This is a genomic window from Nocardia jinanensis, assembly GCF_014645735.1.
Taxonomy (GTDB): Bacteria; Actinomycetota; Actinomycetes; order Mycobacteriales; family Mycobacteriaceae; genus Nocardia; species Nocardia jinanensis.
On the sequence record NZ_BMMH01000001.1, the window covers coordinates 297,709 to 321,814 of the forward strand.

At 68.7% G+C, this 24,106-nt stretch carries 28 protein-coding genes and 1 riboswitch; of the genes, 13 read left to right on the forward strand and 15 right to left on the reverse strand.

Annotated features, from left to right (window positions below):
* Positions 1–17: 17 nt before the first annotated feature.
* Entirely contained in the window at positions 18–1,103 is a 1,086-nt protein-coding gene (locus IEY68_RS01360; protein ID WP_058855657.1) for an alpha/beta fold hydrolase, read from the forward strand.
* Positions 1,104–1,119: 16 nt separating this feature from the next.
* Here the strand turns inward: IEY68_RS01360 and IEY68_RS01365 are convergent, their stop codons facing one another.
* From IEY68_RS01365 to IEY68_RS01375, 3 genes are all read right to left on the reverse strand, one after another.
* A complete protein-coding gene (locus IEY68_RS01365; protein WP_058855656.1) occupies positions 1,120–1,626 on the reverse strand; it encodes a flavin reductase family protein in 507 nt (168 codons plus the stop codon).
* 57 nt (positions 1,627–1,683) lie between these two features.
* Positions 1,684–2,481: an SDR family NAD(P)-dependent oxidoreductase gene (locus IEY68_RS01370; RefSeq protein ID WP_062995724.1), complete on the reverse strand. Its 798-nt coding sequence runs from the start codon at positions 2,479–2,481 to the stop codon at positions 1,684–1,686.
* Between the two features lie 187 nt (positions 2,482–2,668).
* A complete protein-coding gene (locus IEY68_RS01375) occupies positions 2,669–3,478 on the reverse strand; it encodes an RNA polymerase sigma factor SigF (protein WP_058855806.1) in 810 nt (269 codons plus the stop codon).
* A gap of 313 nt (positions 3,479–3,791) precedes the next feature.
* On the opposite strand from IEY68_RS01375, the gene IEY68_RS01380 reads away from it, so the two are divergent.
* Complete coding sequence (locus tag IEY68_RS01380) at positions 3,792–3,947, forward strand: hypothetical protein (RefSeq protein ID WP_156426262.1); 156 nt, start codon at positions 3,792–3,794, stop codon at positions 3,945–3,947.
* A gap of 51 nt (positions 3,948–3,998) precedes the next feature.
* On the opposite strand, the gene IEY68_RS01385 is transcribed toward IEY68_RS01380, so the two are convergent.
* Complete coding sequence (locus IEY68_RS01385) at positions 3,999–4,346, reverse strand: hypothetical protein (protein WP_058855655.1); 348 nt, start codon at positions 4,344–4,346, stop codon at positions 3,999–4,001.
* 102 nt (positions 4,347–4,448) lie between these two features.
* A complete protein-coding gene (locus tag IEY68_RS01390; protein WP_156426261.1) occupies positions 4,449–4,784 on the reverse strand; it encodes a hypothetical protein in 336 nt (111 codons plus the stop codon).
* 423 nt (positions 4,785–5,207) lie between these two features.
* On the opposite strand from IEY68_RS01390, the gene IEY68_RS01395 reads away from it, so the two are divergent.
* From IEY68_RS01395 to IEY68_RS01405, 3 genes are all read left to right on the forward strand, one after another.
* Positions 5,208–6,233, forward strand: coding sequence for a sterol desaturase family protein (locus IEY68_RS01395; protein WP_063916173.1), 1,026 nt, complete (start codon positions 5,208–5,210; stop codon positions 6,231–6,233).
* Between the two features lie 144 nt (positions 6,234–6,377).
* A complete protein-coding gene (locus tag IEY68_RS01400; RefSeq protein WP_058855653.1) occupies positions 6,378–6,830 on the forward strand; it encodes an SRPBCC domain-containing protein in 453 nt (150 codons plus the stop codon).
* Positions 6,827–7,243: an ArsR/SmtB family transcription factor gene (locus IEY68_RS01405; RefSeq protein WP_082681461.1), complete on the forward strand. Its 417-nt coding sequence runs from the start codon at positions 6,827–6,829 to the stop codon at positions 7,241–7,243. Before IEY68_RS01400 ends, IEY68_RS01405 begins: the two co-directional genes overlap by 4 nt.
* A gap of 64 nt (positions 7,244–7,307) precedes the next feature.
* Here IEY68_RS01405 and IEY68_RS35890 read toward each other — a convergent pair whose 3' ends face one another.
* The gene (locus IEY68_RS35890) at positions 7,308–8,156 is read right to left on the reverse strand and encodes a hypothetical protein (protein WP_058855652.1); all 849 of its coding nucleotides are present in this window, start codon (positions 8,154–8,156) and stop codon (positions 7,308–7,310) included.
* Between the two features lie 19 nt (positions 8,157–8,175).
* On the opposite strand from IEY68_RS35890, the gene IEY68_RS01410 reads away from it, so the two are divergent.
* Both IEY68_RS01410 and IEY68_RS01415 read left to right on the forward strand, forming a co-directional pair.
* Complete coding sequence (locus IEY68_RS01410; protein WP_373292930.1) at positions 8,176–8,823, forward strand: LLM class flavin-dependent oxidoreductase; 648 nt, start codon at positions 8,176–8,178, stop codon at positions 8,821–8,823.
* 94 nt (positions 8,824–8,917) lie between these two features.
* Complete coding sequence (locus tag IEY68_RS01415; protein ID WP_082681458.1) at positions 8,918–9,871, forward strand: phosphatase PAP2 family protein; 954 nt, start codon at positions 8,918–8,920, stop codon at positions 9,869–9,871.
* Between the two features lie 12 nt (positions 9,872–9,883).
* Here the strand turns inward: IEY68_RS01415 and IEY68_RS01420 are convergent, their stop codons facing one another.
* Positions 9,884–10,474: a TetR/AcrR family transcriptional regulator gene (locus tag IEY68_RS01420; RefSeq protein WP_058855651.1), complete on the reverse strand. Its 591-nt coding sequence runs from the start codon at positions 10,472–10,474 to the stop codon at positions 9,884–9,886.
* A gap of 103 nt (positions 10,475–10,577) precedes the next feature.
* On the opposite strand from IEY68_RS01420, the gene IEY68_RS01425 reads away from it, so the two are divergent.
* From IEY68_RS01425 to IEY68_RS01435, 3 genes are read left to right on the forward strand one after another with little or no spacing between them, the layout of a single operon-like run.
* Complete coding sequence (locus tag IEY68_RS01425) at positions 10,578–11,390, forward strand: SDR family NAD(P)-dependent oxidoreductase (protein ID WP_058855650.1); 813 nt, start codon at positions 10,578–10,580, stop codon at positions 11,388–11,390.
* Positions 11,387–12,214 (forward strand): TIGR03619 family F420-dependent LLM class oxidoreductase, encoded by an 828-nt coding sequence (locus IEY68_RS01430; RefSeq protein ID WP_058855649.1) that lies wholly within the window; start codon positions 11,387–11,389, stop codon positions 12,212–12,214. Before IEY68_RS01425 ends, IEY68_RS01430 begins: the two co-directional genes overlap by 4 nt.
* A 23-nt stretch (positions 12,215–12,237) precedes the next feature.
* Positions 12,238–12,714: a nuclear transport factor 2 family protein gene (locus IEY68_RS01435; RefSeq protein ID WP_058855648.1), complete on the forward strand. Its 477-nt coding sequence runs from the start codon at positions 12,238–12,240 to the stop codon at positions 12,712–12,714.
* 44 nt (positions 12,715–12,758) lie between these two features.
* On the opposite strand, the gene IEY68_RS01440 is transcribed toward IEY68_RS01435, so the two are convergent.
* From IEY68_RS01440 to IEY68_RS01465, 6 genes are all read right to left on the reverse strand, one after another.
* Positions 12,759–14,117: an LLM class flavin-dependent oxidoreductase gene (locus tag IEY68_RS01440; RefSeq protein WP_058855647.1), complete on the reverse strand. Its 1,359-nt coding sequence runs from the start codon at positions 14,115–14,117 to the stop codon at positions 12,759–12,761.
* Positions 14,118–14,243: 126 nt separating this feature from the next.
* A complete protein-coding gene (locus tag IEY68_RS01445) occupies positions 14,244–15,770 on the reverse strand; it encodes an ABC transporter ATP-binding protein (RefSeq protein ID WP_063916174.1) in 1,527 nt (508 codons plus the stop codon).
* Positions 15,757–16,587: an ABC transporter permease gene (locus IEY68_RS01450; protein ID WP_058855645.1), complete on the reverse strand. Its 831-nt coding sequence runs from the start codon at positions 16,585–16,587 to the stop codon at positions 15,757–15,759. Before IEY68_RS01450 ends, IEY68_RS01445 begins: the two co-directional genes overlap by 14 nt.
* Positions 16,584–17,558 carry an ABC transporter permease gene (locus IEY68_RS01455; protein WP_058855644.1) on the reverse strand — a complete coding sequence of 325 codons (975 nt, stop codon included), beginning with the start codon at positions 17,556–17,558 and terminating at the stop codon, positions 16,584–16,586. The genes IEY68_RS01450 and IEY68_RS01455 overlap by 4 nt, the downstream gene beginning before the upstream one ends.
* A 7-nt stretch (positions 17,559–17,565) precedes the next feature.
* Entirely contained in the window at positions 17,566–18,333 is a 768-nt protein-coding gene (locus IEY68_RS01460) for a class I SAM-dependent methyltransferase (protein WP_058855643.1), read from the reverse strand.
* Positions 18,330–19,856: an ABC transporter substrate-binding protein gene (locus tag IEY68_RS01465; protein ID WP_058855642.1), complete on the reverse strand. Its 1,527-nt coding sequence runs from the start codon at positions 19,854–19,856 to the stop codon at positions 18,330–18,332. Before IEY68_RS01465 ends, IEY68_RS01460 begins: the two co-directional genes overlap by 4 nt.
* 106 nt (positions 19,857–19,962) lie before the next feature.
* Positions 19,963–20,074, reverse strand: a riboswitch (cobalamin riboswitch).
* A 236-nt stretch (positions 20,075–20,310) separates the two neighbouring features.
* Between IEY68_RS01465 and IEY68_RS01470 the strand changes: the two genes are divergently transcribed.
* The gene (locus tag IEY68_RS01470) at positions 20,311–21,288 is read left to right on the forward strand and encodes a glycosyltransferase family 9 protein (protein ID WP_058855641.1); all 978 of its coding nucleotides are present in this window, start codon (positions 20,311–20,313) and stop codon (positions 21,286–21,288) included.
* 3 nt (positions 21,289–21,291) lie between these two features.
* On the opposite strand, the gene IEY68_RS01475 is transcribed toward IEY68_RS01470, so the two are convergent.
* Positions 21,292–21,609, reverse strand: a complete 318-nt coding sequence (locus tag IEY68_RS01475) for an ArsR/SmtB family transcription factor (RefSeq protein WP_058855640.1) — start codon at positions 21,607–21,609, stop codon at positions 21,292–21,294.
* A 184-nt stretch (positions 21,610–21,793) separates the two neighbouring features.
* Here IEY68_RS01475 and IEY68_RS01480 point away from each other — a divergent pair, with 184 nt between their 5' ends.
* Positions 21,794–22,510: a M23 family metallopeptidase gene (locus IEY68_RS01480; protein WP_058855639.1), complete on the forward strand. Its 717-nt coding sequence runs from the start codon at positions 21,794–21,796 to the stop codon at positions 22,508–22,510.
* Between the two features lie 105 nt (positions 22,511–22,615).
* Positions 22,616–23,731: a hypothetical protein gene (locus IEY68_RS01485; RefSeq protein ID WP_189093967.1), complete on the forward strand. Its 1,116-nt coding sequence runs from the start codon at positions 22,616–22,618 to the stop codon at positions 23,729–23,731.
* Here the strand turns inward: IEY68_RS01485 and IEY68_RS01490 are convergent.
* Positions 23,682–24,005, reverse strand: a complete 324-nt coding sequence (locus tag IEY68_RS01490) for a hypothetical protein (protein WP_058855638.1) — start codon at positions 24,003–24,005, stop codon at positions 23,682–23,684. The two genes, IEY68_RS01485 and IEY68_RS01490, sit on opposite strands and share 50 nt — an antisense overlap.
* Positions 24,006–24,106 lie beyond the last annotated feature (101 nt).

Here is a 24,106-nt window from a genome sequence, read left to right on the forward strand (position 1 = left end):
GCTCCACGAGGTGAACGATGTCCGACCCGTCCCTGTCCGAGACCCCCCGCCGCCGGAGGACCACCGCGCGGAGAGCGGTGTTGCTGTCGGCGACGCTGCTCGCGGTGGTCACCGCGGGCGGCGCACCCGCCGCCGCGGAATACGACAAACCCGGTTCGTGCCGGGAGGTTTCGATTCCGGTGGCGGTCACCGAAGGCGGGCCGGCCGACAACACTGTCGCCGCGACCTTGTGCACCCCGCGCACGTGGGCGGACGGCCCGCGGCAGGCCGACGTCCTGGTCGCGGGCGCGACCTACAACCGTGAGTACTGGGACTCCTCGTTCGACCCGGAAACCTATTCCTATGTCGACGACACGCTGGCCGCCGGGCGCGCGAGTTTCAATTTCGACCGCCTCGGCACCGGCGCCGGTACCCGCCCACCCAGCGGCGAGCTGACCGTGTCCAGCGACGCGTTCGTCCTGCACCAGCTGATCGGCTGGGTACACGACCAGGGGTACACCGAGGTCAATGCCATCGGCCATTCGCTCGGCTCGGCGACTCTCACCCACGAGGCGTCCCGCTGGCACGATCTGGAGCGGGTGATCCTCACCGGTGTGATCCATCTCCCCGGAGTCGGTCTGAATTCCAGCAGTTTCTTCACCAGCCTCTACCCGGCCCCGCTCGACCCGATCGCGCAGGGACATCGGCGTGATTCGGGCTACCTGACCACCCTGCCCGGCCGCCGGGGCGCGGCTTTCTACAATCCACGCACGGCCGACCCCGCGGTGATCGCGCACGATGAACGTACGAAGGATGTGACCACGGTCGGTGAGGTCGCCGAATCGATGACCACGCTGCTGAGCCCCGCGCCGGTGAACGTGAGCCGTGCCATCACCGCCCGGGTTCTGGTGGTGATGGGCGCCGAGGACGATATCTTCTGCAACTTCACGGTCAGCTGCCGCGACGCCGGAGCGATCGCCGCCAACGAGGCGCCCTACTACAGCGGCGCCGCCGATTTCGACGCGCTGATCGCACCCGGGGTCGCCCACAACCTCACCCTGCACCCCAGCGCACCACAGACCTTCGCGGCGATGAACCACTGGATCACCACCGGCGAGGTCTGACCCACCGGCCGCGGTGTCAGGCCGGGTGGCCGGGCCGCATCGCGGCGACATGATGGAAACGCAGCACGGCCGGGGCATCCGCGGGTGCCTCGCCGTCCTCGGGCGCAAGCACGAAGCCGACATGATCACCGAAGTCGTATCGGGTGAGAATCCGGCCGCAGAACCAGGCCACGGCATCGAGGAGCACCGGCACCCCGTGCGGACCGGGCCGCCAGCGGCACCGATCGAACTTGTCCGTCCGGTCGCCGGTTTCGGCCCCGAACAGCGCCGCGAGGCCGGTATCGTCCGCGCCCACCAGGTGCACGGCCGCGAACTCCGCGTGCGGTGCGACCCGATAGGTGTGGTTCGCCTTCGACAGACACACCAGGAAGCGGGCGGGATCGATCCCGACCTGGGAGGCGAACCCGACCAGGCAGCCGGACCGCTCCCCACCCGCGGAGACGGTGACCAGGTAGACCGGTGCGTCGGCGGCGGCTACCAGGTCGTCGAAGGCGTGGGAGTCGGATTCCGAGTTCGCCGGCATGCGCCGTGTATATCAGGCCGTCCCGCCCGGGCGGCCGCGACGCCCGGCCGTATCCGTCTAGTAGAAGACCGGGCCCGGCACGCCGCCGCCCACCGCGACCGCGTCGCCGGTGATGGCGATACTGCGTGGTGACGCCAGGAAGGTCACTACATCGGCGACCTCACGGGCATCGATGATCCGCCCCACGGAATTGCGGGCCAGCTCGCTCTCCAGTTCGGCGACCGGTGTGCCGGACTCCGCGGACCGGTCCGCCAGCCGCTGAGTGAGCCGTTCGGTCCTGGTCAGTCCGGGATGCACGACCGTCACGTTGACGCCCTGGGGGCCGAGTTCGTCGGCGAGGTTCTTGGTCAGGGCGGAAACGCTGATATTGCGTATGGTCTGCGCGATGGAGTTGGCCTGCCGCGCTCCGAGTCCGCTGATGTTGATGATCCGGCCCCACCGCTGCGCGACGAAATGCGGCGCGACCGCTCGCGCGGTGCGCAGATAGCCGAGAACCTTGATCTCGACCTCACGGCGCACGATCTCGTCGGTAGTGGCGGCGAGATCCGCCGGTGCCCCCGCGCTCCACGGCGTCGCCGCGGCATTGACCAGGATATCCACCCCGCCGAGCTCGGCGACCGTGCGCGCGACGAGTTCCCGGACCTGCTCGTCGTCGCCGGTATCGGTGGGTACGGCGAGTACGCGCCGACCGGTCTCGTCGGCCAGGGCGCGGGCAGCGGCCGCGAGCGGCTCGGCCGAGCGGGCCGCGAGCACCACATCCGCACCCTCACTCGCCAGCCCGCGCGCGACGGCCAGTCCGATCCCTTTGCTGCCGCCGGTGACGATCGCCCGTTTTCCGTTCAGTTCCAGATCCACCCCGAGCACGTTAACCGCCGGCGCCGCGCCGGTCGCGGATCCCGCTCGGGCTGAGTCGAACCCCGGTCGACCCGGTGGCGCGCCGCGCGTCGTTGTGGTGTTCGCCGACCGTGGTTCCTGCTCGAGATCCTCGATACCGGCTCGGCCGTGCTCCTGTACCCGGTGAAGCGGGTCCGGCCGCCGCGGATCAGGCGGCCGTGGTGATCGAACCGGCGTCCTCGGGTTCGGCCAGCGCTTGTTCGCGCAGTGTTCGCAGCGTTTTGGCGAGGATCCGCGATACCTGCATCTGCGAGATATCGAGTCGTTCGGCGATCTGGACCTGGGTCATATTCGCGAAATACCGCCACACCAGGATCTGCCGTTCCCGCTGCGGCAGTTGCGCGATCAACGGGCGCAGCGTCATGGCGTCCTCGAGCAACCGGTAGCAGGGATCCTCTCCGCCGAGCCGGGCCAGCACCGCCGGCGGCGACGTGTCGTCGTCCTGGTCGTCGCCGGTGGCGTCCAGCGAATTACTGGTATGCGCGTTGCCGGCGATGAGCGCGCGGGTGACATCGGTGAGATCGGCATCGAGTTCGGCCGCGATCTCCCGGGCGGTGGGCATTCGGCCGAGCCGCTGGTAGAGGGTTTCGGTGGCCGGGCCGATCCGCAGATGCAGTTCCTTCGTCCCACGCGGCACCCGCACCGCCCAGGTGTGATCGCGGAAGTGGCGGCGCACCTCGCCCATGATGGTCGGGATGGCGAAAGACAGGAACGAACTGCCCCGCGCCTCGTCGAAGCGGTCCACCGCCTGCACCAGGCCGAGGCGGGAGATCTGGAGCAGGTCGTCGAACGCTTCGCCGCGACCGGCGAAACGCCGCGCGATATGTTCGGCCAGCGGTAGGCAGCGGCGCACGATCTGCTCGCGCACGGCCCGGCGGCGCGGATCCTCGGGCGCCAGCGCCGCGAGTTCGGCGAACAGCGGTTCGATATTGTCGTAGCTGTCACCGTCTCCCGGCATATGGCCGGTGCTCGCCGCACGGTCTTCCGGGCGATGGTCGGTAATGGCTTCGGTCGTTTCGTTCACCAGAGGCTCCTCGGGTTTTCCCAATCGTCTCGTTGGACGAGGGATACCCGCATCGCACGGTGATCGAAACGTAATCTGAAAAACCCGCGAGTGCGAATCCCGCGGCGGGTGCCGCGAGATGGTCGGCCCGGCGGATGAGCCCGTCGTGTTTCGGACGCGCGAAAACGGTCATGCGGCCCGTGACGGGCGCCGCAACCGGCGGACAGTCGCGCGGCGCGCCCGCCCCACGAAAGGGAACGGAGGATCGATGACCATTCAGGACACCATCGCCCAACTTCACCAGGACATCACCACCGCCGAAGATTCGGGCAACGAGGCGGCGGCGGCGAAACTTCGCCGGGAACTCGAGACGGCGCTGCGCGCGGCCGAGGATCCGGACACCGGACAGCAAGGCGCGCAATAGCGCTCAGGACCGTAGACGGGGGCGCCCTGCGCGGGCGCCCCCGTCGGGTGGTCACCGCGACGGTGGCGCGACCGTCGTCGTGCAGAACGTCTGGCATTGGTCCGGTGTCGGCGTGACCTGCGCCGGATCACTGCCGAAATCCGCTGTGCTCACCAGGATCATCACCAGGAGCGCGACACCGACCACCAGGCCGAAGATGATCAGCGTCGGCCACAACCAGGTTCGCATCGGCTGTTCCTCGGTCAGGGGGATCACGGGTACCACCGTGCCCGCGGGGTTGAGCGTACCTTCGTGATCCACCGGACTTGCCGGATTGACCGGACTACTCGGATCGAGCGGGTCCGCCGGATTGAACGGGCTCACCGAAACAGGCACGGCATCCTCGTCTTCGGCCTTCACAAACCACCTCCAGTGGGTCTCGTCGGCGGAATACCCCGAAATCGGCTCCGCTCACGGACCGAACCATTCGGAGAGCCGGCCCACCCACTGTCGCGGCCCGGGCTACGACGAGATGTAGATGCTCCAGTCCGGGAAACCCCACCGCCCGTTGCGCTCGCCGTGTTCGATACCGCCGCCGTAGGTCCCACGACAGCCGATACCGTTCCAGAGTTTGACCTTCCGGTCGGTGAGATTGCGGACCGATGCGCGGCCGGTGACACCCACAGCACTCAGATCGATACAGCCGCTGGGGTTGTCGATGACTTTCTCCACCCGGCTGCCGTCGACCGTCCACCGCAGCGCGACCTGCCCGGTCGCGGCGTGCGCGGTATTGCCCGCGGCCGAGGTCACCACCACCGCGAACACCACAGAACCCAGAGCCATCACAGAACGACGCATGCAACACCTTCCTGACAGGGAGGACACCACACTCGTAAACCGATCGGGCGCCGACCATTACAGTCGAACCGCCGAGCCGTCTCCCGGCGACGCGCCGGTGGCATCATCGGAAAATGCGCGCCCACTGCGTCTTCGGACCGAGCATACGTGCGGCCGTCGTGGCGGATCTCCGCCCCCACGTATCCCCTGACCAGCCGATACAGTCGAATCGAGCGGCCGGATCGCCGGTGCCGCCGCGGCCGTCCGGTTCTCCGTCGGGCAATGGCCCTTACCAGCCGTGAGCCGCCGGAGTGCCGGCCGGCTCGCGAACCATGCGGGTGCGGCGGTTCCTCAGAAACTCCTCATCATGGCCATACCGATGCCCCACCATCACACGGCATCGTTCTCGGTGACCAGCGAATTCCCCGGCGAAAGGTTCGGCAGATGCACGATCTACTCTTCGCGGTCCCCACCATGATCGCCTTCGCGCTCCTGATGCTCGCGGAATGGATCGCGAGCCGGACCGATCCGGATACCCGGCCGGGTATGCACGGCTACGACGGCGGTGAGGTCGCGACCAATATCGCGACATTCCTGCTCGGCCGTGTCACCAAGCCGATCCTGACCGCGATCAGCGTCGTCGGCCCGCTGGCGCTGGCCGCCGCCCTCGCCCCGTTCCAGCTGGACACCGGTTCGTGGTGGGTGTGGCCGCTGGCCTTCATGGTGGTGGATTTCTGCTACTACTGGGCCCACCGCGCGGATCACCGGGTGCGGCTGATGTGGACCTCACATTCGGTGCACCACTCGTCGCAGTACTTCAATCTCACCACCGCGATACGGTTGCCCTGGCTGAATCCGTCGATGCTGGTACGTGGGATGTTCTTCGCTCCGGCGGTACTGCTGGGGATTCCGGTGTGGATGGTGCTGCTGATGCAATCGTTGAATCTGGTGTTCCAGTTCCCGATTCACACCGAACGGGTGCGCACGCTGTGGGGCCCGATCGAGTACCTCTTCAACACTCCGTCGCATCACCGCGTACACCACGGCTCCAACAATCCGTATCTGGACAAGAACTACGGCGGTGTCTTCATCGTCTGGGACCGCCTGTTCGGCAGTTACGCCGAGGAGATCGAGCCGGTGCGGTACGGACTGGTGCACAATATCGACACCCGGAACCCGATAAAGGTGAACTACGGCGAATTCGCCTCGATGCTCCGCGAGATCAAGAACGCGAAGACCTGGGCGGGGCGGTTCGGTTATCTGCTCGCCCCGCCCGGATACCGTGAACAGGCCCCCGCCGCTACACCGACGCCTGCCCGCCCGGTCGGAGAGCAGCGCATCGGCACCGTGCCACTGCTCACCACATCGCCGGCGGCCCTCGAGATCGCGCTGCCGCACTTCGACCCCGTCCCCGCGGCCGGAGTGGCGGACGACAGCACCGTTCGCGACCCGGAGCCGATGCTGCGATAACGCGGCGGCATGGGTGACCGGGCGAACCGATTCGGTTACCCGCCCGAACCGGCTCGACGCCGAGATGAGCAACCAACGGTTGCGCATCTCGGCGTCGAGCGCTACTGTGAAGCGCAACCGAAAGTTGCACATTGGAGGAAGCAGATGGAGTACGGCAGTATCGAACGCGAAATTCACGTAGAGGCTGCTCCCGAGGTGGTCTTCGACGTGGTCAGCCGCCCGGAACACATCGCACAGTGGTGGACCGACGATGCCGGTTTCGAACGGGCCCCCGGCGCGACCGGCGAACTCGTCTGGGGTAACCGCGAACAGGTCTCGCCGATATCGGTCGTGGACGTCGACCCACCGCGCCTGTTCTCGTTCCGCTGGTGCTACCCCGGCGACACCGTCGACGATTCCACCGGTTCGCTGCTGGTCACCTTCGAACTCATACCCGCGGGAACCGGGACCAGGATCCGGCTCACCGAGACCGGTTTCCGGGAAATGGGCTGGGCAGTCGCGAAGGCGCAGGAGGAGCACCGCGAGCATATCGGCGGCTGGGATCTGTACCTGCCGCGCCTCGGCGAGTACGTCGCCCGGTTGGTCTCCACCCCGTGACCACCGCAGTCGACGACGAACTGTGGTCCGCGATCGGCGATCCGACCCGCCGCCGCATGCTCGACCTGCTGCTCGCCGCGGGCGACGGGACCGCCACCGGCCTCAGCGAACGACTACCGGTGACCAGGCAGGCCGTCGCGAAACATCTCGGCGTGCTCGACCGTGCCGGACTGGTCCACGCCACTCCCACCGGCCGGGAACGCAGATACCGCGTGGACGAGGCACAACTCACCCGAGCGGTCGCCCAACTGTCGTCGGTGGGGGCGGCCTGGGATGCCCGGCTACGCCGGATCAAGAGCATCGCCGAGGCCATCCAGCGGACCGGGGAACAGGACGGGAATCCGCTACCACTGCAGCACCGAGTGGGCGCGGGGTCTTCTCTCGAGCCGGAAATCTCTGACGGAAACGGGTAAGGGTGCCCGGACCCACACGATGTGAAGAGCGAGGATCGGAATCGATTCCCCGGCACCACCGGGTTCACCGCGACCGGCGCCGCGCCCGCTCCAGTTCGACTGTTGCCGCCCGGACGGCGTCCCGGGCGGCACGGTCGGCGTTACGGGCGAACCGGTGCTGCGCCTCCACAGTGGTGAGCTCGGCGCGTAGCTCCGCCAGCCGGGCTTCGGTGGCCCCGAGGTGGTCGGCGGCCTGCCGCGCCTCCTGTTCGACGGCGGCGAGGGTCTCCTGCGCGGCTGTCTCCGCCGCGCGTGCCCGCTCCTGCTCACGTACTCGTCGGGCCTCGGCCCGCGGTTCGCGATCTCGGTCCGCCGCGGATTCGGCAGTGCGTTTCGTTTTCCGCGGCGAACCGGTGCCGGCCGGCTTCGGCTCTTCCCGGACCACGCTGAGGTCCGGCTCCACCGGACCGAAACCCGCGTAACTCACCGCCGCCGCCAGAGTGCCGGCCCGGACCCGTTCGGCGGTCTCCGTATCGGCCAGAGCCGCGGTCAGCGTTTCGCTCACCTGCCGCAGTACCGCTTCCGAGACGGGCCGGCCGTGGCCGGCGACCACCTCGCCCGCCCGCACGGCGAGTGCGTCCACCGCCTGCCGGCGCTGACGCGTCAGCTCGCGCAGCCGTTCCCCGGACAGCTGCCGCTGCGCCGTCCGCAGATCGGCGCCGAGCCGAAGCAGTGCCTCGACATCGCCGGGCGCCGCGCGCACCAGCATATTCACCGCCCACGCCGCGACCGTGGGTTTGCGCAGGGCGGTGATCGCCGCCGCCAGCTCGCGATCGCCGGATTCCCCGGCCGCCCGGGCGCGCGCGTCGCGCACCGCGACGAAATCCCCGGGCGCCACCCCGTACAGATCGGCGGCCACCTCGCCCAGGCTCATACCGACCGAGCCTAGCCTCGTGAATCCACCGAGCACGTGGATCGTCTCCCCCACCCCCGCGGCAGCGAAATCACTCATCGACGACACCCGGCGGCTGGTCGCCGCGACCGGCCGCGACCCGCACGATCTGAAGTTCTTCCAGGGGTTGTCGTTCGTTATCGGCAGTACCGAAGCCGAAGCCCGGCGCAAGGCCGCCGAACTCGACGAAGTGATCGACCCGACCACGATCATCGCGCACGCGGCCGGCGGGCTCGGCCACGATCTGGGCTTCTACGAGCTGGACACCCCGATCGGCGATATCGAGACCGAGGGCACCCGCAGCACCCTGGCCTGGTCGCACGAAGCGGTTCCGGACCGGGAGCCGACCGTGCGCGATCTCGCCCGGCTGCGCAGCCGCTACGGCCGGGTCGTCGGCACCCCCGAGCAGATCGCCGACCAGCTCGAGGTGTGGCGCGCCGCCGGTATCGACGGAGTCGGTGTCACCAACGCGACCATCCCGGGCAGCTACGACGAGTTCATCGACCATGTCCTGCCGGTCCTGCGTACCCGCGGCCCGGCGAAGACCGAGTATGCCGTGGGCACCTCCCACCGCAAAGCGACCGGACGCGACCGGTTGCCCGAATCGCATCCTGCGGCGGCATACCGCGGAGCGTTCGGCCGACGCTGATCCGCGGCCCGGCGGCGGTCTCGATCACGCGTCGTTTCCACAGGTCGCGGCGGAGACGGCGGAGACTCCGGCGCGGCTGATGAAAACTGTGGGGATGGGTGCCCCCACCACCGAGCTACTTGCCGCGCAACGGCACCGCAGGCTGTTGCGCAGTGGTGTGTGGTCGGCGTATCTGCTCGCGCTCGTCGTCGTCACCGTGCTCTTCGGCCCGCCGACCCAGCGGATCTATCAGGCGCTGTGGATCGTCGTGGGTATCGCGGCTTTCACTCCGGACCGTCCGTGGCGCGACCAGATACGTATTCTCGTCGACTGGGTGCCGCTGATCGCGGCGCTGGTGGTCTACGACCACAGCCGGGGTATCGCCAACACACTCGGGATGCCGGTTCGGGTCCAGGAGCCGGCCGTGGTGGAACGCGGCCTGTTCGGCGGAACCGTCCCGACGGTCTGGCTACAGGAGCATCTGGCCGGCGACGGCGGATATCAATGGTGGACCGTGCTCACCGGACTCGTGTACACCAGCCATTTCCTGGTGCCGTGGCTGATCGCCGCGATCTTCTATGTCCAGTCGCGGGAACGCTGGTCGAAATATATGCGCCGGATCCTGCTGCTGTCCTACCTGGGCCTGCTGACCTACGTACTGATTCCCGCCGCGCCGCCCTGGTATGCCGCCCGCGCCGGCGTGATCCACACCGAGATCCAGCGGAGCACCGGGTTCGGGCTCCGGATGTACTCGGTCGATATCGGCGCGGACTGGCTGGCCGCGCACAGCAATCCCGTCGCCGCGATACCGTCGCTGCACGCGGCTTTCGCGCTACTGGTCTCGGTCGCGTTGTGGCCACTGGCCCGGCACTGGTGGTGGCGGGTCCCGCTGGCCGTCTTCCCGGTCGCGATGGGGTTCACCCTGGTCTACGGGGGCGAGCACTATGTGATCGATGTGCTGCTGGGCTGGGTGTACGTCGGGCTGGCGATCGTGCTGGCACGGATGTGGGAGCGCCGGCGCGCACCCACTGCACTACAACCGGCTCCGGCGCCCCGCGATAGCGGCTGACCGTTCGAGCAGCTACCGGCCGGCCCATGGACCGAGCAGAAGGGTGCAGGCACGGCGTATATCGGTCACCGCCTGCTCCGTACTCAGCTGACCGGCCGTCGCCCACGTCAGGATGCCGTAGCCGCACTGCTCGACCAGCCGGGCCAGCTGTTGATCCGCGGCGTCCGGGTCGGTGATACCGGCGGCGGCGATGATCCGATCACGCATCGTGGTGTCGACCGCCACTGTTCCGGCAGACCGGACGGCATTGGCCGAGACCAGCATGGCCCGGCCCAGCAGGGGTCGCCGGAGCAGGCCGGTCACCGCGGATTCGAGCAGGTCGGCGACCGCGCCCACCGGATCGTCCGGTGCCCGAGCCGGAAGCGGCAGGTCGGCGACGGCCGACTCCAGTACGCCGGAGTAGAGGTGGTGTTTGGACGGGTAGTAGCGGTACAGCGTCCCCAGCGCGACCCCGGCCGCCGCGGCGATATCGGACATCTGGACTCGTTCGAGCCCCTCTTCGGCACCGAGCCGGGCGGCCGCCCGCAGGATCGCGCGGCGGCGGGCGTGCTGGGTGGTGGTGGTCGCCCGGCCCGGCTCCCGGGGTTCGGCAATCCGTGGCACTGTGTACCTCCGATCGGAAAAGTAGAATTCACTCTAGTATTTCCGTGCCGCCGGTTGTAGAACTGGGTGTGGCCGGACCGCGGACCCGAACGGAGACACAGTTATGACCCACCTCGACCCCGTGCGCTACGGCCCCTGGGCGGTGATCACCGGCGGCTCCGAAGGTGTGGGCCGATCGTTCGCCCTGCAACTCGCGGAATCCGGAATCCACCTGCTGCTGGTGGCCCGGCGGCCCGGTCCCCTGGCGGAAACCGCCGAGCAGTGCCGGGCCCTGGGCGCCGAGGTCCGCACCCTGACCGCCGACCTGACCCATCCGGACGCGGCGGCCGCGGTACTCGACGCGGTTTCCGATGTCGAGGTCGGACTACTGGTCCACAACGCCGGTGCCAACACCCACAGTGCCGATTTCCTCGACGGCGACCCAGCCGCCTTCCAGCACGTCGTCGATCTCAACATCACCACACCGCTCGCCCTGGTCCACGGGTTCGGCAACCCGATGCGCGACCGGCGGCGCGGCGGGATACTGCTGGTGGGCTCGCTGGCCGGATATCTGGGTACGCGGCGGCATACGGTCTACGGCGGTGTGAAGGCATTCGGGCGGATCTTCGCCGAGAGCCTCTGGCTCGAACTGCGCGAGCACGGCGTGGACGTGCTCGAACTCGTACTCGGAGTGACACGTACACCGGCGATGGAAAAGGTCGGTCTCGACTTCGACATCCCCGGTCTGCCCGTTTCCGAACCCGCCGAGGTGGCGTCCGAAGGTCTGGCCGCGCTGGGCGGGGGCCCGGTCCACGTCGTCGGCGCCCATGAACAGCTCGCCATCCGGCGCAGCGATCCCGATCGCGTGGCGGCGGTACTGGGGGCCGACCGGATGATGCGCCGCCTCATCGGCGCCACCGAGGACCCGCACCGGTGAGAATCGGCCTGTCCACCCCGATCGTGGTCCGGGTGCCCGAAATCGCCTCACCCTGGGAGGTCGGCGGCGGTCCCGCCGAACTCACCCGAATCGCGGAAACCGCCGATGATCTCGGCTTCGACCATCTGACCTGCTCCGAGCACATCGCGGTACCCGCGGCAGAGGCCGCCGCCCGCGGTTCGACCTACTGGGACCCCCTGGCGACACTGTCCTATCTGGCGGCACGCACCACCCGGATCCGTTTGGCGACCTCGGTCGTCGTCCTGGGATACCACCACCCGCTGGCACTCGCGAAGAGTTACGGCACGCTGGATCGGCTGAGCGGCGGCCGGGTTGTGCTGGGGGTGGGCGTCGGATCGCTGGAGGCCGAATTCGCGCTGCTGGACGCGCAGTGGGCCGAGCGGGGCACCGCCGCCGACCGCGCGCTCGCCGTGTTGCGCGTTGCGTGGGGCCGGCGGGAGGTCGGCGATTTCGTCCTCGATCCGCCCGCGACCTCGACCACCGCACCCCTGTGGGTCGGCGGCCGCACCCGCCGTTCTCTGCGCCGGGCCGTGACCCTGGGCTCCGGCTGGGTCCCGTTCGGTCTGCCCGCGGACGCACTGGCCGCGTATCTGGCCGCGGTCTCCCGGCCATCCGGTTTCGAAGTGGTCCTGAGTCCCGGTCGCGCGCTGGACCCGCTGGCCGACCCCGGCGGCACGCGGCGGCGGCTCACCGGCTTGCGCGATATCGGTGCCACCGTCGCCTGCTGCGCTGTCCGGGCCACCGATATCGATCACTACTGCGACCAGCTCGCGGCCCTGATCGCAGTGGCCGCTCCGCTCTGATATCCGCACCGGAAAGGACAGCTATGGACGAGGATCGACTGGCACGCCTCGAGGAACGAGTGCGCCGGCTCGAAGACGAAGTGGAGATCACCCGCCTCCTCGCCTCCTACGGCCCTTTCGTCGACGCCGGGGCCGCGCCGCAGGTGGCGAACCTGTGGACCGAGAACGGGGAATACGATGTCGAGGACTGGCATATGCGTAGTCGCGCGGATATCCACGCGATGGTGGAGTCGACGGCGCACCGGTCCCTGATCGATACGGGCTGTGCGCATTTCCTCGGCCCGGCCCGGGTCGTGATCGACGGTGACGAGGCGACGGCGGTCTGCGAATCGCTGCTGGTGCGCCGATACGAAGACGGATACCGGGTGTGGCGGGCGGGGGCGAACAGTTTCCGGCTCACCCGCACTTCGCAGGGCTGGCGGATCAGCCACCGCGTCACCCGGACCTTCGACGGCGGCCCCGCGGCACGGGACCTGTTGCTCACGAACGCGGACAGCTGACCGTCCCGAGACCCGGCCACCGCGACCGGGCCCCGGTGGCCTGTTCAGGCGACGACGCTCGCGCGCCGGGCGGCCGGGGTCAGCGACGCCGGCCCCAGACCCAGATGGTCGCGCAGGGTGCTACCGGTGTATTCGGTGCGGAACAGCCCACGGCGCTGGAGTTCGGGCACCACGAAATCGACGAAATCGTGGAAAGTACCCGGTGCCTGGGCCGCGGAGAGGATATAGCCGTCCGCCTCGCCGCCGGTGAATCCGGCTTCGATCTGATCGGCGACCTGTTCGGCGGTGCCGACGAACTGCGGCAGCAGCACACCCTGGGCGTACAGCTTGCCGATATCGCGCAGGGTCAGGTTCTCGCTCGCGCTGAGCCGGCGGGCCACGTCGAACAGCCCCTGCGTACCCGGAACGACGAGATCCTCGAGCGGAGCGTCCAGGTCGTAGCGGGAGAAATCGTGATCGGTGTGCACCGAGAGCGTGATGAGCCCGGAGATCGGATCGGCGAGTTCGTTGTGGAACGCCTGCTTCTCCCGGGCGATCGATTCGGTCTCACCGACGAACGGCACGAACGACGGGAAGATCTTGATGTCGTCGGGGTTGCGACCGAAGTTCACCGCCCGCGATTTCACATCGTCGTAGTAGGCACGGCGGCCTTCGGGCGTCGGATCGATCTCGAAGATCGCCTCCGCCCAGCGGGCCGCGAAATCCTTGCCCACCGGCGACGAACCGGCCTGGATGATCACCGGACGGCTCTGCGGGGAATGCGGAACGGTCAACGGCCCGCGGGTTTTGAACCAGGTGCCCTCGTGATCGACGGTCCGCACTTTGTCCGGGTCGGCGAAGACACCGGAGACCTTGTCCCGCACCAGGGCATCGGTATCCCAGCTGCCCCACAGTTTGTAGGCGACCTCGAGGAATTCCTGGGCGCGCTCGTAGCGCTCGTCGTGCCCCAGATGGTCCTGCGCCCCGAAGTTCTGCGCCTCGGCCTGATTGAGCGAGGTCACCACATTCCAGCCCGCCCGGCCGCCGGACAGATGGTCGAGCGTGGCGAAGATCCGGGCGACCTCGTAGGGATGGAAATACGTGGTGGACTTGGTGATCGCCAGGCCGATCCGGTCGGTCACGTTCGCCAGCCCGGCCGCGACCAGTGACGGATCCAGGGTTGCCGACGCCTGGGTGCCGCTCTGCAGTGGCACCCGGATATCGTTGCCGTACCGGACCGGGGTCGCCAGCAGATCGGCGAAGAACAGGAAATCGAACTTGCCCCGCTCCAGGGTCCGGGCCACCCGCTGGTAGTAGCCGGGCCCCAGGTAGTCGGTCTCCGACGCGGGATGGCGCCACGCCGCATGTGAATGAGTGACATGCGAGGCGATCAGGAAGCCTGCCAGATGGAGTTCACGAGACACGGTCGGCTCCTCGGTCGTCCCGGCCGGAGGCGGCCGGGTGTGGGTGTGTCGCCGTACCGATCGCCGACAACGCATGCTGCGGGGTTGCTGTCACAGCGACGAGTCTCGGCGGCCGGCCCGGCGCCGTCACCGATTGCGCTCGAGCTGATGCTGGGAGAACCGGTCCCCGAGATCGGCGCCGTCGGCACACACGAGCCGGGCCAGTATCTCCGTGCGCGGGCGTTCCCTCAGCTCCGCGGGCGCCCCGATCTCCGTGATCCTCGCGCCGTCGAGTACCGCGATGCGGTCACAGCGGTCCAACCGGCCACGCAGATCGTGGCTGATCGACACCAGTGTCGCGCCGTTGTGCTCGCGATAGTCGTCCAGCCGATCGAGGATCCGCCGGGCGGTGGGTTCGTCCAGCGCGGTGGTCACCTCATCGCACAGCAGTACCCGCGGACGGGCCAGTAGAGCCCGGGCCAGTGCGGCACGCTGCAGTTGCCCGCCGGAGAGACCGGCGGGCGGCCGCGCCGCCTGGGCCTCGTCGATCCCCAGTCCGGCCAGCAGATCCGTCGCGGCGGCGCGTGCTTCGGTGTGGGTCATCCCGCACAACCCGGTGCCGGTGGCGGCGACTTGGTCCAGCACGCTGCGGCGGGGGTCGAACGACGCCGCCGACTCCTGCCATACGTATTGGATATCGGCGAGCCGGCGACGCGACCTGCGCCGCAACTCCGGTAGCCGCTCCCCCCACGCCACGATCTCACCGGCGTCCGGGCGAGTGAGCCCGGCGATACACCGGGCCAAGGTCGTCTTACCGGCGCCCGACAACCCGACGAGCCCGATATGTTCCCCCGGATACAGGTCGAGGTCGACGCGGTCGAGGACCGGACGGCCGCGGTGACGCACCGTGAGATCGCGGATCTCCACGGCCGGTCCGGTAACCGCCGGTGTCGCGACCGGTCGTGGATGCGCCGGAGCGGATTCGATCGAACCGGCCGGGTCGAGCCGCCCGTCGCGGACGAAAAGGATCCGGTCCGCGACTCGCTCGACCGCGAACGAGTCGTGGGTGATCAGGACCACGGCCGTTCCCGCGGCGCGCAGTCCGCGCAACCCGTCGAGCAGCGTCGCGCGGGCGAGGGAGTCCAGACCGACCGTAGGTTCGTCGACCACCAGGACATCGGGCGCACCGGTCAGGACCTGCGCCAACGCCAGCCGAGCCCGTTCGCCGCCGGAGAATTCGAACGGGTACCTGCGCAGCGCCCGGGTCAGGTCGCGGTCGTCGAGTTCGAAGGCCGCGGCGGCGAGTACCCGGGCGATCCGCGCCCGCCGCTCACCCGCGCGCAGCCGCCCGCCGGCCGCGCGCCGAGTGTGCAGGGCCACCAGTTCACCCAGTGCCGCACCGATCCGCCGCGCCGGGTTGAGGGTCGACGCCGCGTGCTGCGGCAGGTATCCGACCCGGACCCCCGGCGCGCGATGGATCGCACCGGACAGTTCGATTCCGGGCCCGGCCGTACCCGCCAAGGCGGTGGCGATGGTCGTTTTACCGGCGCCCGAGGGCCCGAACAGGGCGAGGATCTCGCCGGGCGCGATACCGAATCCGATATCGCGCAGGATCACCGCGCCGTTCGCGCGGGCACCGAGCTCGCGCACCGAGATCGGCCTAGGGTCGGGCATATCCACCCGCCCGGCGCAGATCTCCGGCCGCGACCGCCCGGGGATCGGAGAGCAGGTCGTCGACCAAGAGGTTCGTACCGACCACCAGCAGCACGATCAGCGCGCCGGGCAGCACCACCGCCCACGGCGCGATCAGCAGGGCGTCCTTGTTCGCCGCGACCGATACCGCCCAATCGGTGGAGGTGGTGTCGAAGCCGAGTCCGAGGAAATTGGCGGAGGCGAGGAAATAGATCGCGGCGGTGAAGCGGACACCGAGGTCCGCGGCGATCGGCCGCGCCATCTCCCGCACCGCGTAGCGCCCGTAGCGGAAAGTCCGGCTCTGTCCCTGCATGCGCAGGGCGTCCATTACCGGCCCGTGCACCACACCGCAGGCCGCCATCCGGACGAACCGCGCGATCGGGGCCAGCAATGCCAGCCCGATCGCGCAGGCGATCGCCACTGCCGACCCCTGCGTGCGTAGCGCCGCGACCATGATGATCAGTAGCGACGGCACGCACAGCAGCACATCGATCGGGCGCATCAGCAGTTCGTCGAGCCAGACTCGCGGCGCGGCGGCCGCGGCCACCCCGATCAGGAATCCGGCGGAATAGGCGCCCAGGACGGTCAGCAGACCGGTCAGCAGAAAAGCCTGCCCGCCGGTGAGCGCCGCCGCCAGTACATCGCGTCCGAGCCGGTCGGTACCCAGTGGCGACCACTCCGACGGACCGAACGGAGCCGCACGCCCGGCCGGGGCGGACCGCGCGAGCAGTGGTCCGGCCAGCGCGAATACCAGGGGTATCGCCACGAGTACCGCGTACAGCCCGCGTCGTGGGCTCATCTCCACTGCTCCGCCGCGGCATGCGGATTCATCCGGTAACCCGCGATATCTATCACTGTGTTGACGACGACGGCGATCGTTCCGGTCACTGCGACGATCGCCAGGATCACCGGATCGTCCCGATTGGCGAGGGCGCCGATCAGCTCCGAGGCGATACCGGGTACCGCGAAAACCGCCTCCACGATCAGCACCCCCGACAGCAGCCCGTCACCGGTGCGGCCCAGCTCCTGCATCGCCGGCGCCAGGGCGTTGGGCGCGATATGCCGGACCAGCAGCGATACCCGGCCGACCCCGGCGCGGCGGGCCTGTGCGATATACGGCCGGTCCAGCACATCGACGACCCCGGCCCGCACGAGACGCACCAGCGGGGCCGCCACCCGCGCCACGGTGACGAGCACCGGGAGCACCAGATATTCGGGCCGGTCCAGCAGCGTGTCCGGATCGACGCCCAAAAACGTCGCGGGCAGCAGATCGAGGCGGATCGACAGGAACGTCACCAGCAGGACGGCGAGTACGAAGTCGGGAATCGAATCGAATCCGATGCTGATCGAGGTGATCCACCGGTCCCGCGCCGAACCCGGCCGTGTTCCCGCCGCGAAGCCCGCGGTCACCGCGATCGGTACCAGCAGGATCAATGCCACCCCGGCGAGCAGTCCGGTGATCAGGAACGGGCCCGCGATCACGGCGCCGACCTGCTCGCCGCTCGCGTAGGAGGTGCCCAGATCTCCGCGCACCGCTCGACCGATCCAGTCGAGAAATCGGGTCACCGGCGAGATATCGAGCCCGAGCAGTTGGCGGGCAGTCTGCTGCTGCGCCTCGCTCAGGATGGTGTTGTTCTGGATATCGGCGGCGTCACCGGGCAGCAGCAGCGACAACACGAACACCAGAACGAGCAGTATCACCAGCTGACCGGCGCCCAGTCCGGCCCGGCGCGCCACCAACCGCAGGAAGACGCGCGAATCCCCGGCCACCGGGCCGCTACCGGATCCCGACCACGACGCGGTCGTCGCCGTACTGCCAGACCGTCCCGGCCTCGGCGAAACCGGCGTCGCGCAGGAAGTCCGTGTAGTCGCCGGCGGTGGGCCGGTCGGTGACCGTGTGCTCGAACCCACCGGCGCGGCGGCGCACCAGGTCGGCGAGTTCGGGTGCCGCGCCGACCGCCGACCACCAGGCCGACCAGTCCTCCGCCGTGGCGGTGCCCACCCGCTGCGCCCGCCGCGCGGTCAGCGCCCGGCCCAGACTGTCGAGCCGCGGGCCGCCGGGCCCTTCGTACAGATGGTCACCGTCGACGAAAATTCCGCCCGGTGGCAGTGCCCGGGCACACGTCTCGATCAGCGCGCGCAGCGGTGACCGGTTCATCCAGTGCAGTGCCGTGGTACTCACGAACGCGTCGGGTGCCCGCGCCAGGTCGAGTGCCGCGAACCAGCCGGGCTCGCGCAGATCGGCGAAAACGGTGCGGAACCGCGCCGATCCGTAGACGGTCTCGGCCAGGGTCAGCAACAGCGGGTCGGCATCCACCCCGACGACGGTGGCCCCGGGGAGCCTGGTCAGCAACCGCCCCGACAGTGTCCCCGGGCCGACACCGAGATCGACGATCAGCGGATCGGGCCGCTCGAGCAGTTCGATCAGCACATCGCCCAGTACGTCGAACCGGGCTTCGCGGTCGGGCATATAGCGCTCCTGCTGGCGATCCCAGCGCTCGACCCAGTACCGTGCCCGGCCCGGGTCCAGCCGTGCCGCGGTCATCGCGGCGCCACCGCGTCGAAACGCGCCCAGTCGTGCGAATTGGGTACGGCGGCCGGGAGCTGCTGGAACGTATCGCGGGCCGCGCTGTTCCAGTGGGTGGTGCCGAAGAACACGAAACCTCCTCGATCGTGCAGTATTTCGTGCATATCGCGGTAGAGCGCCGCGCGGCGCTGCGGGTCCGGCGTGGCCTGCGCGGTGGTGTAGAGCGCGTCGAACCGCGGGTCGGACCATTTGGTGCGGTTCTGCGGCGAACCGGTCAGCAGCCGCGAGGCGAAATGATTGGGGATCGGCAGCGGCCCGGACTGGCCCATCGTGAGATGACCGGTCCGCAGCGCGTCGGTGTAGTAGCTGTCCTTGGAACCCAGCACCACGTTCACCTTCACCCCGCATACAGCGGCCTGGTCGGCGAACAGCCGGGCGGCTTCGACGAATCCGTAGGCGACCGGCGCGGTGAACAGATCGAAGGTCAGATCCCGGACACCCGCGCGCCGCAGCAGCCTGCCCACCTCGTCGGGGTCGTATTCGTGCTGCGGCAGGTCGGCGTAGTACTGGTAACCCTTGCCGAAGACATCGTTGGAGACCTCCGCCTGACCCTCGAGCGCCACCTTCACCAGTTCCGCCCGGTCCACCATCCGCATGACGGCGCGGCGTACGTCCGGATTGTCGAACGGCGGACGATCGGTCTTCATGGCGAAGAAGTAGATCCCGCTGCCGGGCGTGGAGACCAGCGTGACACCGGATCCGGCCGTCAGTGTCCGCGCGGCCGACGGGGTGAGGTTGTCGGCATAGTCGATCTCGCCGCTGCGTACCGCGTTCACCCGGGCGTCGGCCTCGGCGCTGACTATCCGCAACTGGCGGATATTCGGCGCACCGTCCCAATAGTGTTCGTTCCGGTGCGCGGTGAACTGCCTGCCTGCTTCGAAGGAGTCGAAAACGAAGGGGCCGGTGCCGACCGGGCGGGTGAAATCGGCGGCGCCGTCCTGGACGATCTTGGTGCCGTATACCGACAGCGCGATGAGGAACTCGAAGGACGGCCGCTTCAGCACTATCTCGACGGTCCGGTCGTCGACCGCGCGGCTGGCGGACAGATCCACCTGGTCCAGTGAGGTCGCGGCGATGAACGGACGCTGCTGCGCGGGTCCCAGGACCCGCGAGAAGGTGTAGAGCACATCACGTGCGGTGAACTTCTTCCCGTCGTGCCAGGCCGCGTCCCGTAGCGCGATCCGCCACCGGGTGCCGTCCGCATCGGGCTCCGCCGACTCCGCCAACCGCGGGATCGGAGTCATCGAACCGTCCACTTCGAACAGGCCGTCGTAGACGGCCTTCATCCGTGCTTCGTCGATGAACAGCGTATTCACCCCCGGATCTATCCCCTCCCCGGCACCGGAGCCCTGGAAGGCAGCGGTGAAAGTGCCGGTATCGGAGGTGGATCCGCGACCGCATCCGGCGGCCAGCGCTCCCGCGGCCAGCGCGCTGCCGATCAGAAATGATCGGCGGCTCTGCCTCGATGGTGTACAACGCATATCCGACTCCCGTCGCGTCAGGCAGTTTCACGCGACGAAGACATGCGAAACGGGCCGCGAAACGGGCGGCTCGTTCGGCGCATCGATCAATACCCACGTGATCATGACCATTCCTGGTTCATCCGCAGGTATCTGGCTGCGGCTCTGGACAAGCCACACAGTTGCGGGACAGCGCCGGATTCACACCGGACTTCCCTACGGACACCGGACACATTACTCGAGCACCGCCCGGGTGACCATCGACTCATCACCGCGACGCCGGTCTCGGCAGGTGACAGGCAGTACGGGCGCGTCAGGCGAACGCACAGCATGTGATCCAGGACGCGAACGACCCACGTTTGCCACCAGATACCACGGGTAGTCATCCAAGGAAATGCTCTCGCGTGGTCCGTTCCTCACCAGAACGGTTCGGGAGGGGGCGGCGCAACGGGCAACAGGTGGCTAGGAGAGTCGGGTGTCGGTAGTTCTCGTGCTTCAGGCACGCGGTCTCGGTGATCTGCTCACCGCGGTCCCGGCATTGCGTGCACTGCGCCGGGCCCGTCGCAACGATCATCTGGTGCTGGCCGCCCCCCATCACCTGCGTCCTATCGTCGACGTGATCGCCTGTGTGGACGAGATCGTTCCCCTCGCCGATCCCGAGGGGTTGCGCTGGGACGGTCCGCCGCCGAAATTGGCGGTGAATCTGCACGGCGCCGGTGCCGCCCCTATCGTGCAACTCGGCAAGACCGGTGCCGAACGTATCCTCACCTACCGGGATCCGGCGTTTCCGGAGATCCCGGCGCCTGATTGGCAGCCCGAGCACCATCCGGTCGACCGCTGGTGTCATCTGCTCGAGTTCGACGGGATCGGCGCGGACCGGCGCAATCTGGGGTTGGTGCCGCCGGTGGCCACCACCAACCACCGCGACAGTGTGGTCGTGCACGTCGGTGCCGGCGCCCCGGCCCGGCGCTGGCCCGCCGACCGGTTCGCGGCGGTGATCCGGCATCTGCTGGTCCTCGGTCACGAGGTGGTGCTGACCGGCGACGAATACGACCGCGAGAACGCGCTGGTGATCGCGGCGCGCGCCGGACTCTCCGAGCACCGGGTGCTGGCCGGCAACCAGAATCTCATCGAACTGTCGGCCACCGTGGCCGAGGCATCCGTCGTCCTGTGCGGCGATACCGGCGTCGCGCATCTGGCCACCGCCTTCGGTACCCGCACCGTCCAGTTGTTCGGCCCCACCGCACCGGAGCAGAGCGGACCGCCGCGCCATCTGCTGAACCGGCACGAAGTGCTGTGGGCCGGGCGTACCGGCGACCGCTTCGCTGCCAGCCCCGACCCCGGCCTGCTGCAGATCGGCTCGGCCGAGGTGATCGCGGCACTGGACCGGCAGCTGGACAAACGTCGCGGCGAGGCGAGCGTGACCGGTGCGGCGTACCGCAGGGTCGGCTGAGGGTTAGGCCTGCTCACTCGCATCACTGAGCGCGGCGGCGTAGGCAGCCAGCGCGCTCTGCCAGAACTGTTCGAGGTAGTCGCGGGCATCGCCCAGACCCCGCGGGTCCAGCGAGTAGAGGTGGCGATTGCCCACCGGCCGCATCATCACCAGCCGCGCGTCCCGCAGGACCCGCAGATGCTGGGATACCGCCGAACTACTGATTCCGACGTGCGCCGCGAGCTCTCCCACCGAGCGCGGTCCGCCGGGCAGCGCTTCGAATATCGCGCGCCTGGTGGGGTCGGCCAGGGCGATCAGCGGCGCAACTCTGTTAGCGACCACTGAAATAGTGTCGATCTTCTGGCACACTCCGGTCAAATCTAGATCAATGTCTCATTTGTGCAGCTCGTCGGCCGAAATCTCCGGTTTCGTTACCGTTCGGTAATACACGACCTGGGCTTATATGATCTCGTGACTGTTGCCACAAGCTTGCTGGATCGGCGTGTCGGTCCCCTAGCTTGTAACCATGCCCGTGACCCTTCCGTTACCTTTCCGTAAGTTCACGGTGCCGCCGATCGGCCGTCGCCACATCACGACGCAGGTCGTCGCCACCTCGACCGCCCTTTGCGCCGGTTTCGCCCTGTTCGCCGCAGGAACCGATTCCGGTAACGAACAGATCACCCCGGTGGCCGCCACTTCGGAAGCCCCGGCCGACACAGCCGATCGGGCACCCGCCGAGCGGCCCGCCATCTCGCACGATCCCGCCGCCTGGGATCCTCACCAGGCCGCCGCAGACCACCAGCCCGTCCCCGTCTCGTTCCCGTCCTTCGAGCCGCCGCGGCCCACCACGGTATATCCCGCCGACGGCGTGGTGTCCTCGGGCTTCGGGGCACGCTGGGGCACCGCCCACAACGGCATCGACTTCGCCGCCGGTATGGGTTCACCGATCAGGACGGTCACCGACGGCGTCGTGATCGAGGCCGGCCCCGCCACCGGGTTCGGGCTGTGGGTCCGCGTCCAGCAGGACGACGGCAGCGTCGGTGTGTACGGCCATATGCAGGACATCCTGGTATCGGTCGGCCAGCAGGTGAGCGCCGGTGACGTGATCGCCACCGTCGGCAGCCGTGGCCAGTCCACGGGACCGCACCTGCACTACGAGGTCCACCAGCCCGGCGTCGGCCCGGTCGACCCGGCACCCTATCTCGCCGGGCGCGGTCTCGATCTGGGCAACATCCCCGACTGACCCTACCTCCGATCCATCCGGCGGGCCCCGGCGTACCGGGGTACCGGCCGCATACAGTCCCGTAGCGGGACGCTGCGGCCGGATCCCCGTTCCTACCGTCGGTCCATGTCCGCACTCCTGTTCCCCGGCGTACCGGCCCGTTCCGGACGCTTCACTACTTCCGATCTCTGTCGGGTGATCGGACGCCTGCACCGGCCTTTGCTGCTCAGTTCCGCGGCGATGGCCGGTCTGGTGGTTGTGGGCCTGATCGCGATGGTCGTCGACGATCGTGTCCTGCTCGGCGAATCGGTCTGGCTCAAACCGGTCAAATTCGGGCTCGCTTTCCTGCTGTACTCACTGACCCTGGCCTGGCTGCTGTCGCTGCCGCACCGCGGCCGGCGGGCCACCTGGTGGCTGGGTGTCGTCTTCTCCGTCACCGCGTTCGTGGACGTGGGATTCATCGTGGTCCAGGCCGCACGCGGCACCTTCAGTCATTTCAATACCGAGACCGATGCGGTCAACGAGATCGGGCAAAAGGTGTTCGCCTCCGGCGTACCGGGTCTCTTCCTCGCGAATCTGGTGATCGCCGTGATCGTTTCGATACGTCCGGGGGCGGATCGGCCGACAGTCTGGGCGATTCGCGGCGGGCTGGCGATGGCGGTGGTCTCGATGGCGCTGGGCTACCTCATGGGATTCACCGGCACCCAGCTCACCCGGACCGCGGACGGGCGCCTGGTCGAACTGGCCGCCGGGCACACCGTCGTCGACGCCGGAACCCGGCAGGCCGTCGGTGCGCCGGACGCGGTGGCGGGTATGCCGATCACGCACTGGAGCACGCTGGGTGGGGACCTGCGGATTCCGCATTTCGTCGGATTGCACGGAATCCAGGTGGTACTGGCCGCGGTACTGGTGCTGGCGTGGTGTGCGGCGCGCTACCCCCGGCTGCGCCCGGCTCGAACCCGCAGCCGGTTGATCGGGGTGGTGATCCTGGGCTGGGGCGGCCTGCAGGCGATCACGTTCTGGCAGGCGATGCGGGGCCAGTCACTCGCGCACCCCGATACCGTCACGTTGCTCACGGTGCTCGGCCTGGGTGTTCTGGTCACGATTCTCGCCGCGACCGCCCTCCGCTCCACCCCGGCCCCACCGGTCGAGCCGACCGCGCATCCGGCCCTGCAGCGCGATTCGGCCGAGGTCAGCGCAACCGTTCGGCGTCCAGGGCGAGTTCGACCAGAACCGCGCTGAGACGCGCGAGCTCGTCCCGGTCGGCGCCCTCGTCGACCGCTGTCGCGACATCCTCGGCGGCGCAGCGCGCGGCGAACCAACGGTCGGCCAGCGCGGTGGCCTCGGCGGCACTGAGCACGACCGAATCGGCGGGGATCCCAGTGCCCTTCACATTGTTGCGGTGCTCATAGGCACGCTGGCGACAGGACTGTCGGCAGTAGCGGCGGCGCCGCCCTGCTTCCGAATCCACTATTTCCCGACCACACCACAGGCACGACTCCAACCGGCGCGACATGACCCGACACCCTAATAGGCACTCTCGCAGGAGCACACACCGCACACCGCGCAGCCCCGTTCGCGGAACCCCGTACAATTACAAAGCTCTCCCGAACTGGG

Coding starts and splice junctions, on each gene's coding strand:
- IEY68_RS01390 (WP_156426261.1), bottom strand. CDS start 4,784: ATGCGTCGTTCTGTGATGGCTCTGGGTTCTGTGGTGTTCGCGGTGGTG.
- IEY68_RS01460 (WP_058855643.1), bottom strand. CDS start 18,333: ATGACCGCGGCACGGCTGGACCCGGGCCGGGCACGGTACTGGGTCGAG.
- IEY68_RS01415 (WP_082681458.1), top strand. CDS start 8,918: ATGGGTGCCCCCACCACCGAGCTACTTGCCGCGCAACGGCACCGCAGG.
- IEY68_RS01490 (WP_058855638.1), bottom strand. CDS start 24,005: ATGTCGCGCCGGTTGGAGTCGTGCCTGTGGTGTGGTCGGGAAATAGTG.
- IEY68_RS01380 (WP_156426262.1), top strand. CDS start 3,792: ATGACCATTCAGGACACCATCGCCCAACTTCACCAGGACATCACCACC.
- IEY68_RS01450 (WP_058855645.1), bottom strand. CDS start 16,587: ATGAGCCCACGACGCGGGCTGTACGCGGTACTCGTGGCGATACCCCTG.
- IEY68_RS01395 (WP_063916173.1), top strand. CDS start 5,208: ATGCACGATCTACTCTTCGCGGTCCCCACCATGATCGCCTTCGCGCTC.
- IEY68_RS01480 (WP_058855639.1), top strand. CDS start 21,794: ATGCCCGTGACCCTTCCGTTACCTTTCCGTAAGTTCACGGTGCCGCCG.
- IEY68_RS35890 (WP_058855652.1), bottom strand. CDS start 8,156: ATGAGCCTGGGCGAGGTGGCCGCCGATCTGTACGGGGTGGCGCCCGGG.
- IEY68_RS01365 (WP_058855656.1), bottom strand. CDS start 1,626: ATGCCGGCGAACTCGGAATCCGACTCCCACGCCTTCGACGACCTGGTA.
- IEY68_RS01465 (WP_058855642.1), bottom strand. CDS start 19,856: ATGCGTTGTACACCATCGAGGCAGAGCCGCCGATCATTTCTGATCGGC.
- IEY68_RS01435 (WP_058855648.1), top strand. CDS start 12,238: ATGGACGAGGATCGACTGGCACGCCTCGAGGAACGAGTGCGCCGGCTC.
- IEY68_RS01445 (WP_063916174.1), bottom strand. CDS start 15,770: ATGCCCGACCCTAGGCCGATCTCGGTGCGCGAGCTCGGTGCCCGCGCG.
- IEY68_RS01400 (WP_058855653.1), top strand. CDS start 6,378: ATGGAGTACGGCAGTATCGAACGCGAAATTCACGTAGAGGCTGCTCCC.
- IEY68_RS01485 (WP_189093967.1), top strand. CDS start 22,616: ATGTCCGCACTCCTGTTCCCCGGCGTACCGGCCCGTTCCGGACGCTTC.
- IEY68_RS01360 (WP_058855657.1), top strand. CDS start 18: ATGTCCGACCCGTCCCTGTCCGAGACCCCCCGCCGCCGGAGGACCACC.
- IEY68_RS01425 (WP_058855650.1), top strand. CDS start 10,578: ATGACCCACCTCGACCCCGTGCGCTACGGCCCCTGGGCGGTGATCACC.
- IEY68_RS01375 (WP_058855806.1), bottom strand. CDS start 3,478: ATGCCGGGAGACGGTGACAGCTACGACAATATCGAACCGCTGTTCGCC.